Annotated in this window: 18 protein-coding genes; 11 read left to right on the top strand and 7 right to left on the bottom strand. The window is 61.4% G+C overall.

Going from position 1 to position 15,335, the window contains the following annotated elements:
- Nucleotides 1-39: 39 nt before the first annotated feature.
- The gene (locus tag GQX66_RS09475; RefSeq protein WP_085744982.1) at nt 40-846 is read right to left on the bottom strand and encodes a TatD family hydrolase; all 807 of its coding nucleotides are present in this window, start codon (nt 844-846) and stop codon (nt 40-42) included.
- Between the two features lie 236 nt (nt 847-1,082).
- Between GQX66_RS09475 and GQX66_RS09470 the strand changes: the two genes are divergently transcribed.
- The 3 genes from GQX66_RS09470 (at nt 1,083) to GQX66_RS09460 (ending at nt 3,605) form a co-directional block, all read left to right on the top strand.
- On the top strand, nt 1,083-2,504 hold the full coding sequence (locus GQX66_RS09470) for a transglycosylase SLT domain-containing protein (protein ID WP_085744981.1): 1,422 nt from the start codon (nt 1,083-1,085) through the stop codon (nt 2,502-2,504).
- A gap of 107 nt (nt 2,505-2,611) precedes the next feature.
- Complete coding sequence (locus GQX66_RS09465) at nt 2,612-3,046, top strand: DoxX family protein (protein ID WP_007950955.1); 435 nt, start codon at nt 2,612-2,614, stop codon at nt 3,044-3,046.
- Nucleotides 3,047-3,296: 250 nt separating this feature from the next.
- Nucleotides 3,297-3,605, top strand: coding sequence for a hypothetical protein (locus tag GQX66_RS09460; protein ID WP_085607170.1), 309 nt, complete (start codon nt 3,297-3,299; stop codon nt 3,603-3,605).
- A 3-nt stretch (nt 3,606-3,608) separates the two neighbouring features.
- On the opposite strand, the gene greB is transcribed toward GQX66_RS09460, so the two are convergent.
- The 3 genes from greB to GQX66_RS09445 are packed head-to-tail and all read right to left on the bottom strand — an operon-like array spanning nt 3,609 to nt 7,328.
- Nucleotides 3,609-4,106, bottom strand: a complete 498-nt coding sequence (gene greB / locus GQX66_RS09455) for a transcription elongation factor GreB (RefSeq protein ID WP_085744980.1) — start codon at nt 4,104-4,106, stop codon at nt 3,609-3,611.
- A 34-nt stretch (nt 4,107-4,140) separates the two neighbouring features.
- The gene (locus tag GQX66_RS09450) at nt 4,141-6,645 is read right to left on the bottom strand and encodes an ABC transporter permease (protein ID WP_240868450.1); all 2,505 of its coding nucleotides are present in this window, start codon (nt 6,643-6,645) and stop codon (nt 4,141-4,143) included.
- Entirely contained in the window at nt 6,645-7,328 is a 684-nt protein-coding gene (locus GQX66_RS09445; protein WP_240868446.1) for an ABC transporter ATP-binding protein, read from the bottom strand. Before GQX66_RS09445 ends, GQX66_RS09450 begins: the two co-directional genes overlap by 1 nt.
- Nucleotides 7,329-7,338: 10 nt before the next feature.
- Here GQX66_RS09445 and GQX66_RS09440 point away from each other — a divergent pair, with 10 nt between their 5' ends.
- The 3 genes from GQX66_RS09440 to GQX66_RS09430 all read left to right on the top strand — a co-directional run bounded on the left by GQX66_RS09440 (nt 7,339) and on the right by GQX66_RS09430 (nt 9,417).
- The gene (locus GQX66_RS09440; RefSeq protein ID WP_007955652.1) at nt 7,339-7,944 is read left to right on the top strand and encodes an arylesterase; all 606 of its coding nucleotides are present in this window, start codon (nt 7,339-7,341) and stop codon (nt 7,942-7,944) included.
- 57 nt (nt 7,945-8,001) lie between these two features.
- Nucleotides 8,002-8,295 carry a hypothetical protein gene (locus tag GQX66_RS09435; protein ID WP_007955656.1) on the top strand — a complete coding sequence of 98 codons (294 nt, stop codon included), beginning with the start codon at nt 8,002-8,004 and terminating at the stop codon, nt 8,293-8,295.
- Between the two features lie 150 nt (nt 8,296-8,445).
- Nucleotides 8,446-9,417: a L,D-transpeptidase family protein gene (locus GQX66_RS09430; RefSeq protein WP_102686461.1), complete on the top strand. Its 972-nt coding sequence runs from the start codon at nt 8,446-8,448 to the stop codon at nt 9,415-9,417.
- A 123-nt stretch (nt 9,418-9,540) separates the two neighbouring features.
- Here GQX66_RS09430 and oprI read toward each other — a convergent pair whose 3' ends face one another.
- Entirely contained in the window at nt 9,541-9,792 is a 252-nt protein-coding gene (oprI, locus tag GQX66_RS09425) for an outer membrane lipoprotei OprI (RefSeq protein WP_003183784.1), read from the bottom strand.
- Between the two features lie 639 nt (nt 9,793-10,431).
- On the opposite strand from oprI, the gene GQX66_RS09420 reads away from it, so the two are divergent.
- Nucleotides 10,432-10,713 (top strand): GNAT family N-acetyltransferase, encoded by a 282-nt coding sequence (locus tag GQX66_RS09420; RefSeq protein ID WP_007955658.1) that lies wholly within the window; start codon nt 10,432-10,434, stop codon nt 10,711-10,713.
- A gap of 68 nt (nt 10,714-10,781) precedes the next feature.
- Here the strand turns inward: GQX66_RS09420 and GQX66_RS09415 are convergent, their stop codons facing one another.
- Together GQX66_RS09415 and GQX66_RS09410 are read right to left on the bottom strand one after the other, a co-directional pair.
- Nucleotides 10,782-11,858 (bottom strand): 3-deoxy-7-phosphoheptulonate synthase, encoded by a 1,077-nt coding sequence (locus GQX66_RS09415; RefSeq protein ID WP_011335309.1) that lies wholly within the window; start codon nt 11,856-11,858, stop codon nt 10,782-10,784.
- A gap of 145 nt (nt 11,859-12,003) precedes the next feature.
- Nucleotides 12,004-12,432: a PilZ domain-containing protein gene (locus tag GQX66_RS09410; RefSeq protein ID WP_007955677.1), complete on the bottom strand. Its 429-nt coding sequence runs from the start codon at nt 12,430-12,432 to the stop codon at nt 12,004-12,006.
- Here GQX66_RS09410 and GQX66_RS09405 point away from each other — a divergent pair.
- From GQX66_RS09405 to GQX66_RS09390, 4 genes are all read left to right on the top strand, one after another.
- Nucleotides 12,431-12,817, top strand: a complete 387-nt coding sequence (locus tag GQX66_RS09405; protein WP_085744977.1) for a thioredoxin family protein — start codon at nt 12,431-12,433, stop codon at nt 12,815-12,817. The genes GQX66_RS09410 and GQX66_RS09405 overlap by 2 nt on opposite strands.
- Nucleotides 12,814-13,770, top strand: a complete 957-nt coding sequence (locus tag GQX66_RS09400; protein ID WP_240868443.1) for a putative 2-dehydropantoate 2-reductase — start codon at nt 12,814-12,816, stop codon at nt 13,768-13,770. The genes GQX66_RS09405 and GQX66_RS09400 overlap by 4 nt, the downstream gene beginning before the upstream one ends.
- Before the next feature lie 23 nt (nt 13,771-13,793).
- Nucleotides 13,794-14,699: a 5'-nucleotidase gene (locus GQX66_RS09395; RefSeq protein ID WP_007955682.1), complete on the top strand. Its 906-nt coding sequence runs from the start codon at nt 13,794-13,796 to the stop codon at nt 14,697-14,699.
- Between the two features lie 98 nt (nt 14,700-14,797).
- A complete protein-coding gene (locus GQX66_RS09390) occupies nt 14,798-15,301 on the top strand; it encodes a universal stress protein (protein WP_007955683.1) in 504 nt (167 codons plus the stop codon).
- Nucleotides 15,302-15,335: the final 34 nt, after the last annotated feature.

Genomic DNA, 15,335 nt, shown 5'->3' with positions numbered 1-15,335 from the left:
GATCTTGATGTGCATCAACAAGTGATGCATTGGCCTCGGCTAGGGCAGGGTAGGTAAACCGTAGAAAGCACGTGCGCAAGCGGTGGTGTGGGCCGCCAGGTCTGCTTCGGTCTCGCCTCGATGCAACGCCACTTCACGCAGCACTTCGGTCAGATACGCCGGCTCGTTGCGGCCGTTTTTCGGCTTCGGCCGCAACGTGCGCGGCAGCAGGTACGGTGCATCGCTTTCCAGCATCAGGCGACCGCGCTTGATCTCCTTCACCAGCGGATGCAAATGGGTGCCGCGACGCTCGTCGCAGATCCAGCCGGTGATGCCGATGTGCAGATCCAGATCGAGGTAGCTGAACAGGGCTTTCTGCTCGCCGGTGAAGCAATGCACCACGGCGGCGGGCAAGCGGTCGCGGAAGTCACGGAGGATGTCCAGCAGGCGCTGGCTCGCATCACGCTCGTGCAGGAACACCGGCAATTGCAGTTCGGCAGCCAGCGCCAGATGTTCTTCGAGGACTTTTTCCTGTTGCGGGCGCGGCGAGAAATCGCGGTTGAAATCCAGCCCGCATTCGCCCACCGCCACCACGTTCGATTCCTGCAACAGACTGCGCAGACGCCGTGCGCTGTCGGCATTCCAGTCGCTGGCCGAATGCGGGTGAATGCCGGCGGTGGCAAACAGTCGCTGACCGTCCGGATCCAGTTGCCGGCACAGCTCCAGCGCCTGTTCGCTGCCCTCGACGCTGGTGCCGGTCAGCACCAGTTGGCAGACCCCGGCCGCGTAGGCGCGGTCGAGCACGGCCTGGTGTTTGTCGGCGAAACTGGGGTTGGTCAGGTTGACGCCGATATCGATGAGTTGCATGGTGCTACCTCGGGCCGAAGGCCGGAAAGCATATCAGAGCTGTAGATTTATAAGAAAAGCCAAGAACTACAACGGCTTATGGCTGTCTGTTGAGGCCGCGTAGCAGGCCGGGTTGGCAGGATTGCCATCACTGTGCCAGTCTCTCGCACTTTATCAGCGCTCCAGGCGCTCTGTTTTCGTCGGTGTTTTGCGACCGCTCAGCGGTGAAAACGCCCCGTATTCTTTCCGGAGAGTGGATGGTTCGTCCCTCGGTTTTGCTCCTGCTGTGTGGTTCGTTGCTGCTGCCGATGACGGCGGTCGCGCGGCTGCCCGGGCCGCTGCAAGCCGTGCCGGCCGCCAAGGTTCGCGACCTGACCGAAATCCGCAGCAGCCGCGTGTTGCGGGTGCTGGTCAACCAGAGCCGCAACAGCTCCGGCGAAGTCCAGGGCCAGGCCATCGGCATCGAATACCACCGGCTGCGCGCCTTCGAGCAATACCTCAATGGCCACGCTCGCGACGGCCAGGAAATCACCCTCAAGATCATCCCCAAAGCCAAGGATCAACTGCTCGGCGCGTTACAGCGTGGCGAAGGCGATCTTGTTGCGCCAGGCGAACTGCTCGAGCTGCAACCGGGCCACGCGGTCGCCAGCAGCGAGCCGATTGCCAGCAACGTGCCGCTGGTGCTGGTCGGCATCAAGGGTGAAAAACGCTACACCAAGGTCGAGCAACTGGCCGGCAAAACCCTGGCGCTGCCCACCGGCAGTGCGGCGGGGGAGGCGGTCAGTCAGCTCAACCAGAAACTGGCGCTGCACAAATTGGCGCCGATCAAGATCGAATGGGTCGATCCGACGCTGGCGGTCGAGGACGTGCTGGAGATGGTTCAGGGCGGGATCTTCCACTTGACCATCGTCGAGCAACCGATTGCCGAGCGGTGGGGCAAGATCCTGCCCAAGCTGCGTTTCGACCGTCAGGTGATGATCAGCGAACCGGGCGAGGAATACTGGTTCGTGCGCCGTGATGCGTCGATGTTGCGGGCCAGCATCGACCGCTTCCTGACCGGCTACAAAAAACCGTCGAACGAAGATGCGGCGTTCCTGCGGATCTACCGCCGTCTCTATCAGGTGCACTATCCGTTGGCCAAGGCTGACCGCCAGCGCCTGGAGAAACTGCGCCCGACCCTGCAGAAGCACGCCGAAGCGCAAAACATGGATTGGCTCAACCTGGCGGCGCTGGCCTTCAAGGAGTCGGCGCTACAGCCCAACGCGCGCAACGGCAGCGGCCCGACCGGGCTGATGCAGATCACGCCGTCCGCCGCGCAGCGAGTCGGCGTCAACAATATCCAGAATCTCGATGCGAATGTGCAGGCCGGGGCCAAGTATCTGGCGATGATCCGCCGCAAGTTCTTCAACAGCCCGAAACTCAACGAGCGCGAGCGCATGGCGTTCACCCTGGCCGCCTACAACATCGGCCCGGAACGGGTGCAAGGCATGCGTGCCGAGGCGCGGCGTCGCGGCCTGAATCCCAACCAATGGTTCTTCCAGGTCGAGCGCATCGCCATGGAGCAGGTGGGAATGGGCGCCGTCAGCTATGTTAATAGCGTGAACAAGTATTACTTGGCGTTCGACCGGGAGCGGGAGTCGTTGGAGCCCGGGGGGCAGAAAGTGGTTTCACGCAAATGATCAAAAAAGTTGATTGTTATGGCGGAATTTTTGCGCTTTTAACATGAAATTAACTGATTAATATAGCGGCCAACCAACAAGCACTTCTGACAACAAGGAAACGCAACATGAGCTCTCTGATCAACAAGGTTCTGTTCACCCGCGCCGGCTACGGTCTGACCATTCTGCGCATTGCCGTCGGCGTGATCTTCGCCGCCCACGGCTCGCAGAAACTCTTCGGCCTGTTCGGTGGCTACGGCCTGGCGGGCACTGCGCAATACATGGAAAGCATCGGCCTGACCCCGGGTTACCTGATGGCCACCTTGGCCGGCGGTACCGAGTTCTTCGCCGGTCTGGCGCTGATCATCGGCCTGCTGGTTCGCCCGGCGGCACTGGGCCTGACCTTCCTGTCGCTGGTGGCGATCTTCACCGTGCACATCAGCAACGGTCTGTTCATGGCCAACAACGGTTACGAGTTCGCTCTGGCCCTGCTCGGCGGTAGCCTCGCGGTGCTGATCGAAGGCGCCGGCAAGCTCTCGGTGGATCGCGCCATCGCCGGTTGAAGGCTCTGTCTCAAGCAAAAGGCCCGCATTGTGCGGGCCTTTTTTGTTGCGGCTGATTCTTGACACTGGCCGGTCACGTTCTCTAGGATGCCGCTCATGCGCCGATTTAAACAGCTACTTGCGGGGCGCCAGGTGACTATTCTTCAGTTGCCGTCAGAAGCCGGAACAGGGCTTCGAAATACCGCTAAAGCGCTGGTTCGGTGTTGCCTCTCACCTGCCATGCAGACTTTTGAGGCAGAGACACGACACGATGAATGCACTACGCCCTCCAGCACGTCCCGCGCCGATCACGGCACACATCACCCAGCGCAATCCGAAAATCCTGCTTGGCGGCAAACATCAGCCGACGCTGTTGCGTTATCTCGATGGCTGGCCACGCCGCAGCGGCGGTCCTGCCGCATTCCTGATCCAGTTTGTCGAAGACGGTGAGTCGCTGGCGCGTTTTGCCGATGACAGTTTCGATCTGGCCGTCATTCAGGCCCCAAGCCTTGAAGAGGCGCCGGAAATGATTCGCCAACTGACCCGCGTCGCGCGTCAGGGCCTGATCACCCGGCGCTGAGCGTCAGGCATATTCGATCGCCACGATGTAGACGAACTGTTCGCCGGTCGGCGTCTGTACCCGCACTTCAGCATCCAGCGCCTTGCCGATCAGGGCGCGGGCCAGCGGTGAGTCGATGCTGATCAGGCCGAGTTTCAGGTCCAGTTCGTCCGGGCCGACGATGCGATAGCGCGATTGTTTGCCGTCCTCGTCTTCGATGGTCACCCACGCGCCGAAGTAGACCTTGTTCGGATCGCTCGGTTTTTCGCTGACCACTTTCAACGCCTCAAGGCGTTTGGTGAGAAAACGCACGCGACTGTCGATCTCGCGCAGCATTTTCTTGCCGTAGGTGTACTCGGCATTTTCCGAACGATCACCCTGAGCCGCCGCTTCGCTGACCGATTGCGTCACCTGCGGGCGGCGCACGTGCCAAAGCTCATGGAATTCGGCGCGCATCCGCGCTTCACCTTCGGGGGTGATCAGCGCGGTGCCGGCGGTGCGGGGAGGGCGATAACGGCTCATGGCAACTTCTTTTGATTAAGACGGCTGGAGTCTATCAACCCTCGCGCAACACTGTCAGCGGGCTGGCGTTCAGCGCACGCCGCGTGCCGAACACCCCGGCGCCACCGATCAGCGCCGCGCCGATCAACGGCAACAGCAGCAACCACGGATGGGGATGCCATGGCAGGTCGAAGGCAAAGCGATACAGCACCAGACTCACCACTTCCGAACCGATCGCCGCGAGCAATCCGCTGACCGCGCCGAGCAAGCCGAACTCGATCCGTCGCGCCTTGATCAGCAACTGCCGCTCGGCCCCCAGCGCACGCAACAGCGCACCCTGGCGAATGCGCTCATCCAGGGTTGCCTGCAAACCGGAAAACAGCACCGCCATCCCCGCCGCCAACACAAACAACAACACATACTCCACCGCCAGGGTGACCTGGGCAAGGATGCTGCGCAGCTGTTCGAGCAAGGCTTCGACCTGCAGGATGGTCACTGCCGGGAATGCTCGGGACAGCTCGACAATCTGCTGATCGTGACCGGGTGCCAGATAGAAGCTGGTCAGGTAGGTCGCCGGCAGATCCTTCAGGGTGCCGGGCTGGAAGATCATGAAGAAGTTCGGCTGGAAGTTGTCCCAGTTGATCTCCCGCAAACTGGTGACCTTCGCTTCGCGATTGACCCCGCCGACGCTGAACACCATGTGATCGCCCAGCTTGAGCTTGAGGCTTTCGGCCACCTTGCCTTCCACCGATACGCCCGGAACGTCATCCGAAGGTTGCCCGGTCCACCACGAACCGGCGGTGATCTTGTTGCCCGCCGGCAGATCCGCCGCCCAGGTCAGGCTCAGGTCGCGCTGGATCGCGCGGTCGCCGGCCGAATCCTTGCTGACGATCTGCTGCACCGCTTCGCCATTGATGCTGATCAGCCGTCCCGGTACCACCGGATACAACGGCGCGGCCTGGGCCGAGACATTGATCAGGTGATCGGTGAAGGCCTGTTTGTCGGCCGGCAGGATGTTCAGGGCGAAATAGTTGGGGGCGTTCTTCGGCAACTGGTTTTGCCAGGTGTCGAGCAGTTCACCGCGCAGCAGTGCAATCAACGCCATGGACAGCAGAATCAGCCCGAAGGCCAATGACTGGCCAGCCGCCGCCAAAGGATGGCGCAACAACTGACCCAGCCCGAGACGCCACGGCAAGGACGCGCGCGCAAGCAGGCGACGCAGGCTTTGCAGCAGCAACAGCAGCAAGCCGCCGAGCACCAGCGCGGCGACCACACCGCCGCCGAGCAGGGCGAACGTCAGCAGCAGGTCCAGACTCAGGCGCCACATGATCAACCCGAGCGCGCCGAGTGCCGCGCCATAGACCATCCAGGTGCTCGATGGAATCGGCAGCATGTCCCGACGCAATACCCGCAGCGGCGGCACGCGGCCCAGCGCGGCGAGCGGTGGCAGGGCGAAACCGGCCAGCGCCACCAGCCCGGTGCCGATTCCGGCCAGTGCCGGCAACAAGGCACCCGGCGGTACGTCGGTCGGTAGCAGATCATGCAGCAGCGCGAACAATCCCAATTGCGCGAGCCAGCCGAGCAGGGCGCCGCTGAGGCTGGCGAGCAGGCCGAGCACCGTCAGTTGCAGACTGAACAGCACCAGGGTTTCCCGGCGCGACAAGCCCAGGCAACGCAGCAGGGCGCTGGCATCGAAACGCCGGCTGGCGAAGCGGTTCGCCGATAGCGCCACCGCGACACCGGCCAGAAGCACGGCAACCAGACTGGCCATGTTCAGATAGCGTTCGGCCTTGCCCAGTGCGCCGCCGATCTGCCGGTTACCGTCGCGGGCATCCTGAATCCGCTGGTTGGCGGCGAGCCCCGGTTTGATCAGTTGGCGATAGGTTTCCAGCGCCTGCGGTTCACCGCGCCAGAGTTCGCGGTAACTCACCCGGCTGCCGGGTTGCACCACGCCGGTCGCGGCGAGATCGTCAAGGTTGATCAGTACTCGTGGCGTCAGGCTGTAGAAGTTGCCGGCGCGATCCGGTTCGTAAGTCAGCACTCGCGTCAGTTTCAGCGTCTTCATGCCGACGTCGATGCTGTCGCCGATCTTCAAGTCCAGCGCCGTCAGCAGGCGCGCTTCGACCCAGGCTTCACCGGGCTGCGGCTCGCCACCGGCGTCCTCTGTCGCAAAGGGAGCGGGGGCGCTTTTCAGTTCGCCGCGCAGCGGATAGGCGCGGTCGACGGCTTTGATACTGGAGAGCTGAATGCCGTTGTCCGTGGCGATGACGCTGGAAAACTCCACCACCTGCGCATGATCCAGACGCAGCTCGGTGCCGCTCCTGATCTGTTCCGACCGGGCCGGCGAGCTGCCTTCGAGCGACAGGTCGGCGCCGAGAAACTCGGTGGCGCGCAGCATCATTGCGCCGTTGAGGCGGGCGCCGAAATAGCCGATCGCGGTACTCGCCGCCACCGCGACCACCAAGGCAAAAAACAGCACCCGCAGTTCACCGGCGCGGGCATCGCGCAGCAGTTGGCGCAGGGCGAGACTGAACAGACGCAACAGCGGCAGACGTGCCATCAAGGCTCCAGAGGGGCGACCAACAGGCCGGCTTCAAGACGGATCAGACGCCGGCAACGATGGGCCAGGCGTTCGTCGTGGGTCACCAGCACCAGGGTGGTGCCGCGTTCCTTGTTCAATTCGAACAGCAAGTCGCTGATGCGCTCGCCGGTGTGGCTGTCGAGGTTGCCGGTGGGTTCGTCGGCGAACAGCACGTCCGGCTCGGCGGCGAACGCCCGGGCAATCGCCACGCGCTGCTGCTCACCACCGGAGAGCTGGCGTGGCGAGTGAGTCAGGCGCTGGCCAAGGCCGACCCGTTGCAGCAATTCGGTGGCGCGGCTTCGAGCGTCTTTGCGGCCGTCGAGCTCCAGCGGCAGCATGACGTTTTCCAGCGCGTTGAGGTTGTCCAGCAGCTGGAACGACTGAAAGACGAAGCCTACGTGTTCGGCGCGAATGCGCGCGCGCTGGTCTTCGTCGAGATTGCTCAGGCCTTGCCCGGCGAGCGTTACTTCGCCGCTGCTCGGCAGGTCAAGGCCCGCAAGCAGACCGAGCAGGGTGGATTTGCCGGAACCGGACGCGCCGACGATGGCCAGGCTGTCGCCCTTGTTCAGTTCCAGGCTGAGTTCGTGCAGGATGGTCAGTTCACCTTCCGCGCTGGGAACCACTTTGCTAAGGTTCTTCGCGGTGAGAATGCTTGCGCCCATGGAGAATCCGATGCGTGTGTGGTTTTTGAGTGCTGGCCTGGCCTTGATGTGCATGGCCCAGAACGCAGCGGCGGGTACAGTCCTGATCGTTGGCGATAGTATCAGCGCCGGTTTCGGACTGGATACCCGGCTGGGGTGGGTGTCGTTGCTCGAACAGCGGCTCAAGACCGAAGGTTTTGACGACAAAGTGGTCAATGCATCCATCAGTGGCGACACCAGTGCCGGAGGCCAGGCGCGGCTGCCGGCGCTGCTTGCAGAGCACAAACCGGAACTGGTGATCCTCGAATTGGGCGGCAACGATGGCCTGCGCGGAATGCCGCCGACGCAATTGCAACAAAATCTTGCTTCGATGATCGACAGCTCCCGCCAAAGCGGTGCCAAGGTGTTGTTGCTCGGCATGCAGTTGCCACCCAACTACGGCAAGCGTTACACGGATGCCTTTGCCGAGGTCTACGGCAAGCTCGCCGAGGAGAAAAAAATCCCGCTGGTGCCGTTTTTCCTCGACGGTGTGGGCGGGCATCCGGACTTGATGCAGGCCGACGGTCTGCACCCGGCGGCCGGGGCTCAGGGCAAGCTGCTGGAAAATGTCTGGCCGACGCTAAAACCGCTGTTATGAGGCTTTTCTAGCGGCAGGCTTTCGGCTAATGTGGCGCCCCCTAATTTGGAGCCCCCGATGCCGCGTTCTGCCTGGTCCCTGTTCGCCTACCAACTGATCGAGCCTGACGAACAGCTGGATCTGTTCGCCTGCCAGGAAGTGCGAGTGCATCTGGTGACCCGTCAACTGGAGCTCGGTGGCTCGGCTGACCGAACCCTGTGCGGCAGTCTGCTGCCGGCGCAACCGCGCTGGTCGAGCGTGGATCGCCGGGTGTTCCAGGATCAGCGCCTGTGTTCGCTGTGCCGGGCGATCCTCGAATCGCAGAAGCGCGGCACCTCGCCGATCTGGCCCGAGTTGCGATTCGAGCTTTAAGCGCAGGCATCTTCCGAATGCAGTCCGGGCGGGCGGCAGCTTCAATCATGAAGAGTTTGCCAGCCCATCGGCGCATCTCCCCGAATTCTCTGGACGCGGTGTACAATCGCGTTCTTATTACCCTTGTCGATCTTGCGAAGGATTCTCCGGATGTTGCCGCGTTTTCCTGCCGTCACCCGCTGCCTGTCTCTTGCCGCCCTGTGTGTGGCCGGTCCCGTTGCCGCACTGGAGTTTCCCCTGCCACCACCCGGTGAAGACATCATCGGCCAGGTGCAGGTGATCAAGGCCAAGTACGAAGACACCTTTGCCGATCTGGGCACCACCTACGATCTGGGCTATTCGGAAATGGTCGCGGCCAACCCGGGTGTCGATGCCTGGTTGCCGGGCGCCGGCACCGAAGTGGTCCTGCCGACCCGCTTCATCCTGCCACCGGGCCCGCGCGAAGGCATCGTGATCAACCTGGCCGAATACCGCCTCTACTACTACCCGAAAGGCCGGAACGTGGTGTACACCTTCCCGCTGGGTATCGGCCGTGAAGGCTGGGGCTCGCCGATCGCGCACACCACGATCACCGCCAAGACGCCGAATCCGACCTGGACGCCGCCTGCCTCGATCAAGGCCGAGCACGCTGCCGACGGTGATCCGCTGCCGAACGTGGTGCCGGCCGGTCCTGACAACCCGCTGGGGCCGTTCAAGTTCACCCTGGGCACGCCGGGCTACCTGATCCACGGTTCGAACAAGAAGTTCGGCATCGGCATGCGCACCAGCCACGGCTGCTTCCGCATGTTCAACAACAACGTGCTGGAAATGGCCGGCATGGTGCCGGTGGGGACTTCGGTACGAATCCTCAACGACGCGTACAAGTTCGGTCGCAGTGGCGGCAAGATCTACCTGGAAGCGCACACGCCGATCGACGACAAGGGCAACCCGTCGGTGGTCGACAAGCACACCGCCGTGATCAACGCGATGCTCAAGCGTGAAGACATCACCAACAACCTGCGCATGGACTGGGATGTGGTGCGTGATGTGGTGGCGGCCGAAGATGGCCTGCCAACCGAAATCGGCACGCCGAGCACCTCGGCGCCGATGGTCTCTAGCGCACCGATCGACCTGCAGCAATAAGCTGAAAGACAAAACCCGCCGAGGCTTGCGCAGCGGCGGGTTTTTTATTGCCCGCAGAAAACTGCAGGCACAAAAAAGCCGACCCGAAAAACGGGTCGGCTTGATAACAATCCCGAAGGACTATTACTTGCGGCTAGCTTTTTCCAGCATGCGCAGAGCACGCTCGTTAGCTTCGTCAGCAGTCTGTTGTGCTTTTTGAGCAGCAGCCAGAGCTTCATCAGCTTTACGGTAAGCTTCGTCTGCACGAGCCTGGGAGCGAGCAGCTGCGTCTTCAGTAGCGGTCAGACGTGCTTCGGTTTCTTTCGATGCGCTGCTGCAACCGGTAGCCAGAACTGCGGCCAGAGCCAGAGCAGAGAATTTCAGAACGTTGTTCATCGTGTTCCCCTTCAAGGACTTTCAATTAAGTGGCTGTCTCCTCCGATTGAGGAAATAGCCGGCGTACATACTACCCATTACTTGTAGTAAGTAAACTGACGTGAGGCAAGAAGCAAAAAAAATTGTAGGCGTTGATTCTTTTTCGAGCAACTTTTAACTGGGCTGTATAAAAAATATCCAGCTGTAAGGCGCGAGATGAGCGAGTTATTGAGAAAAAGTTCCCGTTGTCGTGCGCTGTTTTGCAGGTAACGGCTAAAGTGCGTCTATATGGATTCGTCCACACTTTTGTTGCGAATTTGCGCAGCGCCTCGCATATCTTTGTCCATGTTGAGGTGACTTTAAAACGGGGGGCTCGTCTTAAGTCTCAACATCCGGCGATGTTCAGCCTTTTGGCTCGGGAAGATTGTCTCCCGAACCCGCCCTGAGTCCACCGGAACTGCCCCCCGTCAATCTGCGTGATGACGAGCGTACCTTGAGCATTTTCGCCAATGGTGCCTACTATTTGATACGTGCTCGGGTTGCGCGAGATCGGTGCAGTTCTTCTCGGTGTCCATCAGGCACGGGGTGGCGTAGATGTTCCTTCGCCGGGAAAACATCGGTAAGGTAGGGGTCAGAATTCGAGACCCGCGAGGAGTAGTGATGAGCGAGGCGTTGTCCATCCACCATGACCAGGCTGGTCATCAGTTCGAGACCAATGTGGACGGTCATCGTGCCTACCTGACCTATATGGATCTGGGGAAACAGACCCTGGATATCTACCGCACCTTCGTGCCCAACGCGTTGCGTGGCCGAGGCATCGCGGCAGCCCTGACCGAACGGGCGTTGCAGTACGCCGATGAAATGGGCTACACGGTCATTCCATCGTGCTCCTACGTGGAGCGCTACATGGAGCGTCACCAGCGGCGCACCGCCAAGATCTGACTGACCTCACCGCACACACAAAAACGCCGGGCAATGCCCGGCGTTTTTTTATGCCTGCGAAACGGCTGTCAGCCGCGCTGACGTTTCGGCAGGACATCCTTGAGTTTGGCGTGCATGCTGCGCAAGGTGTTTTCGGTAGCGGACCAGTCGATGCAGGCATCGGTGATCGACACGCCGTATTGCAGGTCGGCGAGGTCTTTCGGGATCGCCTGGCAGCCCCAGTTCAGGTGACTCTCGACCATCAGGCCGATGATCGACTGGTTGCCTTCGAGAATCTGGTTGGCGACGTTCTCCATCACCAGCGGTTGCAGGGCCGGATCCTTGTTGGAGTTGGCGTGGCTGCAATCGACCATGATGTTCGGCTTGATCTTGGCCTTGTTCAGCGCCTGCTCGCACAGGGCGACGCTGACCGAATCGTAGTTCGGCTTGCCGTTGCCACCGCGCAGCACCACGTGACCGTAGGCGTTGCCCTTGGTGGTGACGATCGACACGCCACCTTCCTGGTTGATGCCCAGGAAACGGTGCGGGCTGGAAACCGACTGCAAGGCGTTGATCGCCACGGTCAGGCCGCCGTCGGTGCCGTTCTTGAAACCGACCGCCGAGGACAGGCCGGAAGCCATTTCTCGGTGGGTCTGGGATTCGGTGGTGCGTGCGCCGATGGCCGACCAGCTGATCAGGTCCTGCAGATACTGCGGGGAGATCGGGTCGAGGGCTTCGGTCGCGGTCGGCAGGCCTTTCTCGGCCAGGTCCAGCAGCAACTGGCGACCGATGTGCAGACCGTCCTGGATCTTGAACGAGTCATCCAGGTACGGGTCGTTGATCAGGCCTTTCCAGCCGACGGTGGTCCGTGGCTTTTCGAAATACACGCGCATGACCAGATACAGGGTGTCCGAGACTTCTGCCGCCAGCACCTTCAGGCGATCGGCATATTCGTGGGCAGCCTTGATGTCGTGGATCGAGCAGGGGCCGATCACCACGAACAGACGATGGTCGGTGCCATCGAGAATGTTGCGGATGACCTCGCGACCCTTGGTGACGGTGCGCAGGGCAGCGTCGCTCAGAGGGATATCACGCTTGAGCTGATCGGGAGTGATCAGGGTCTCGTTGGAAGCGACGTTCAGGTCGTTGATCGGTAAATCAGCCATCGTTTACTCGTCAGGTCACGGGTGCCGGCCGCCAGCGATCCCCGCGCGGCGGAGCACAGCGGATTTAAGCGCGTCGGGGAGCCGAACCTTATCGCGTTAGACGCCTGCTAGACAATGGGCAAGTAACTGTTCAGTCCAGCTATGGTTACGCGAAAGCCTTGCGAACGCTGTCGTGGGAGAACTCTTCGGCGTGTTGTTCGACCCATTGCAGGGCTCGCGCCTGGATATCCTGCAGGTCATCGTGGGCATCGTTGATTCGGCAATAGCGCTCGATCTGACACACCTGCTCACCCATTCGCGCGCTGAACAGCGTCTGCTCATCAGTGAATGCAATGCCGACCAGATAACCTTTTTTGCGACGCAGGCACCAGGCCACATAGCCCGGATAGGCGAAATCGGCATTGATGGTCGGCATGCGCACCTGCAAGGCGGTGCCATGGCGCCAGGCACGGTGGTAATTGCAAGCGATGCCGCCGAGGCTGATAGTGTGCAGCCGTTGACGCGAAATACACTCCGGTGTGAGCAAGGTCAGTTCAACGGGCACATCATCCGGATGAGGAATAAACCGTCCCATGAGCACAGACTCCCTGTGTCGGCCATTTGACATTGTTTCCCCCAGTATAGTGGTCGAATCGCAGCTGACCGATTTTGACGCCGACCAACGGCTGCTGGCGATGAACGGCGTTTCGCTGGTGATTTTCACCAGCGTCGGCTGCGCCAGTTGCCGCTATGCCCGCGAAGTGTTGCCGGGGCTCGATCTGGCCGTCGATCGCGTGTGCTGGATCGATGCCGGCGACAACGGCGGACTGGTCGAGCGTTATCAGGTCTTTCATTTGCCGGCGCTGTTTGTGGTGCGCGACGGCGAGTTCTTTGGGGCAGTGCACACGCGCCTGAATGTCGATGAGCTGAACGCAGCCGTGGCGCAGGCGCTGGGTCGAATTGCAGAGGAGTTGCCGTGATGGGAGCAGTGAACAAACCGGTGGTGGGGATTATCGGCACCGGCGCCATCGGAGGGTTTTACGGGGTGATGCTGGCCCGGGCCGGATTCGATGTGCACTTTCTGTTGCGCAGTGAATTTTCCGCAGTCGCCGAGGGCGGCTTGCAGGTGGACAGCGCCGTGCATGGCGCCTTGACGCTGAACCCGGTGCAGGCCTATTCGTCGGCAGAAGACATGCCGCCCTGCGACTGGCTGCTGGTCGGCGCCAAGACCACCAGCAATGCCGGGCTGGCACCGTCGATCATTCAGGCGGCGAAACCCGACGCGAAAGTGCTGGTGCTGCAAAACGGCCTCGACGTCGAAGACAGCTTGCGTGCGTTGTTGCCCGACTCCCTGCATTTGCTGGGCGGTTTGTGCCTGATCTGCGTCCACCGCGAAGGGCCGGGGCAGATCACCCATCAGGCGCTGGGGGCGGTGAACGTCGGTTACCACAGCGGTCCGGCACCGGATGATGCGGCGCGCATGGCAATCGTCGAAGAGGGCGCCGGCCTGTTCCGCGCCGCCGGTCTCGATTCCCAGGCGATGCCGAACCTGCATCAGGCGCGCTGGCAGAAACTGGTTTGGAACATTCCCTACAACGGGCTTTCGGTGTTGCTCGGTGCCGGCACCACGCCGTTGATGGCCGACACTGACAGCCGCGCACTGATTCAGGCGCTGATGGCTGAAGTGGTGCAGGGCGCCAAGGCCTGCGGTCACGACATGCCGCCCGGTTACGCCGAATACCTGTTCATGATGACCGAGAAAATGCCCGACTATTGGCCGAGCATGTACCACGACTTTTTGCACAAGCGACCGCTGGAGCTCGAGGCGATCTACGCTCGTCCTTTGGCCGCGGCAAAAGCGGCAGGCTGCGAGTTGCCGCGAATCGAATCGTTGTATCGCACATTGAGCTTTATCGACCGGCGTAACGTTTAAACCGGTCGCACTGGGAGAAAGGCATGGCCAAGAACATCGATGACAAACTGGTGCTGGCGATCTCGTCCCGTGCCCTGTTCGACCTGAGCGAAAGCCACAAGGTGTATGAGTCGAGTGGCGTCGAAGCCTACCGGCAATATCAGATCGATCACGAAGACGAAATCCTCGCGCCGGGCGATGCCTTTCCGCTGGTGGAAAAACTGCTCAACCTCAACAGTCGCCTCGGCCGCGCTCGGGTTGAGGTGATTCTGGTGTCGCGCAACAGTGCTGATACCGGCCTGCGCGTCTTCAACTCCATTGGTCATTACGGCCTGGCGATCTCCCGCGCGGCGTTCGTCGGCGGGCGCAGTCCTTATCCGTATCTGAAGGCCTTTGGTTGCGATCTGTTTCTCTCCACCCATGCCGAAGATGTGCGCGCTGCGCTGGATGCCGGTTTCGCGGCGGCGACCATTCTGTCCGGCGGCGCCAGTCGTGCGGCCAGCGATGAATTGCGCATCGCCTTCGACGGGGACGCGGTGCTGTTTTCCGACGAATCGGAGCGCGTCTATCAGTCCGGTGGCCTCGAAGCTTTCCAGGCCAAGGAGCGTGAATCGGCGCGCGAACCGTTGCGCGGCGGGCCGTTCAAGGGCTTTCTCGCGGCGCTCAATCTGTTGCAGCGCGAGTTCTCCGATGAGGAGTGCCCGATCCGCACCGCGCTGGTCACTGCGCGTTCGGCGCCGGCCCATGAGCGGGTGATCCGCACACTGCGCGAGTGGGACATTCGTCTGGACGAGTCGCTGTTCCTCGGCGGCCTGACCAAATCGGCGTTCCTCGAAGCCTTCGCCGCCGACGTGTTTTTCGACGATCAGGCCGGCCACTGCGAGCTGGCCCGGGAAGTCGTGGCGACCGGTCACGTGCCCCACGGCATCAGCAACGAACCGGCGGTCTAAAGCCCACGTGGTTCAAGACGTTGCGTCGCACGCCGTAGTCGTCAAGGCACTGCTAAGCTGAATCAAATCTCCGCCATGTTGGCACGCGAGGAGGTCATATGATTCGTTCGATGCTGTATGCCACTGACCTCGGTCTGTACGCACCGTTAGTGATGCAGCATGCCCTGGCAATGGCGCGAACGTTCAATGCCGATCTGTACGTGGTGCACGCGGTGGAACCCATGGGGCTGTTTGCCGAATCGGTGTTGCAGAGCTATCTCGACGAACAGGCGTTGAACGAATTTCACAGTCAGGGTCTGAAAACCGTCATCGCCAATATCGAGCAGCGGGTGCTCGACAGTTTTCGTGAAGAACTGGGGGACGAGGGCGAGCAGGACTTGCAGCGGATACGCGCGGTGCGGGTGCTGCAGGGCGATCCGTCACAGGTGATTCTCGATCAGGTACAGAAACTCTCCGTCGATTTGCTGATCGTAGGAAGTCACAGCCACGGGGTCGGGGCGGAAACACCTTTGGGGCGAACGGCGGCCCGGCTGCTGCAATTGTCCAAGGTGCCGGTTTATCTGGTGCCGCTGGTGGAGCGTCGGCGTCGGGAGGATCGCTGAGGCAGGAATAATGGCACTTTGATAAAAAAGTTCT

Source organism: Pseudomonas sp. B707 (assembly GCF_022496685.1).
Lineage (GTDB): Bacteria > Pseudomonadota > Gammaproteobacteria > Pseudomonadales > Pseudomonadaceae > Aquipseudomonas > Aquipseudomonas paraglycinae.
The sequence above is the reverse complement of the archived record's forward strand: the minus strand, read 5'-3'. Positions and strand labels throughout refer to the sequence as shown.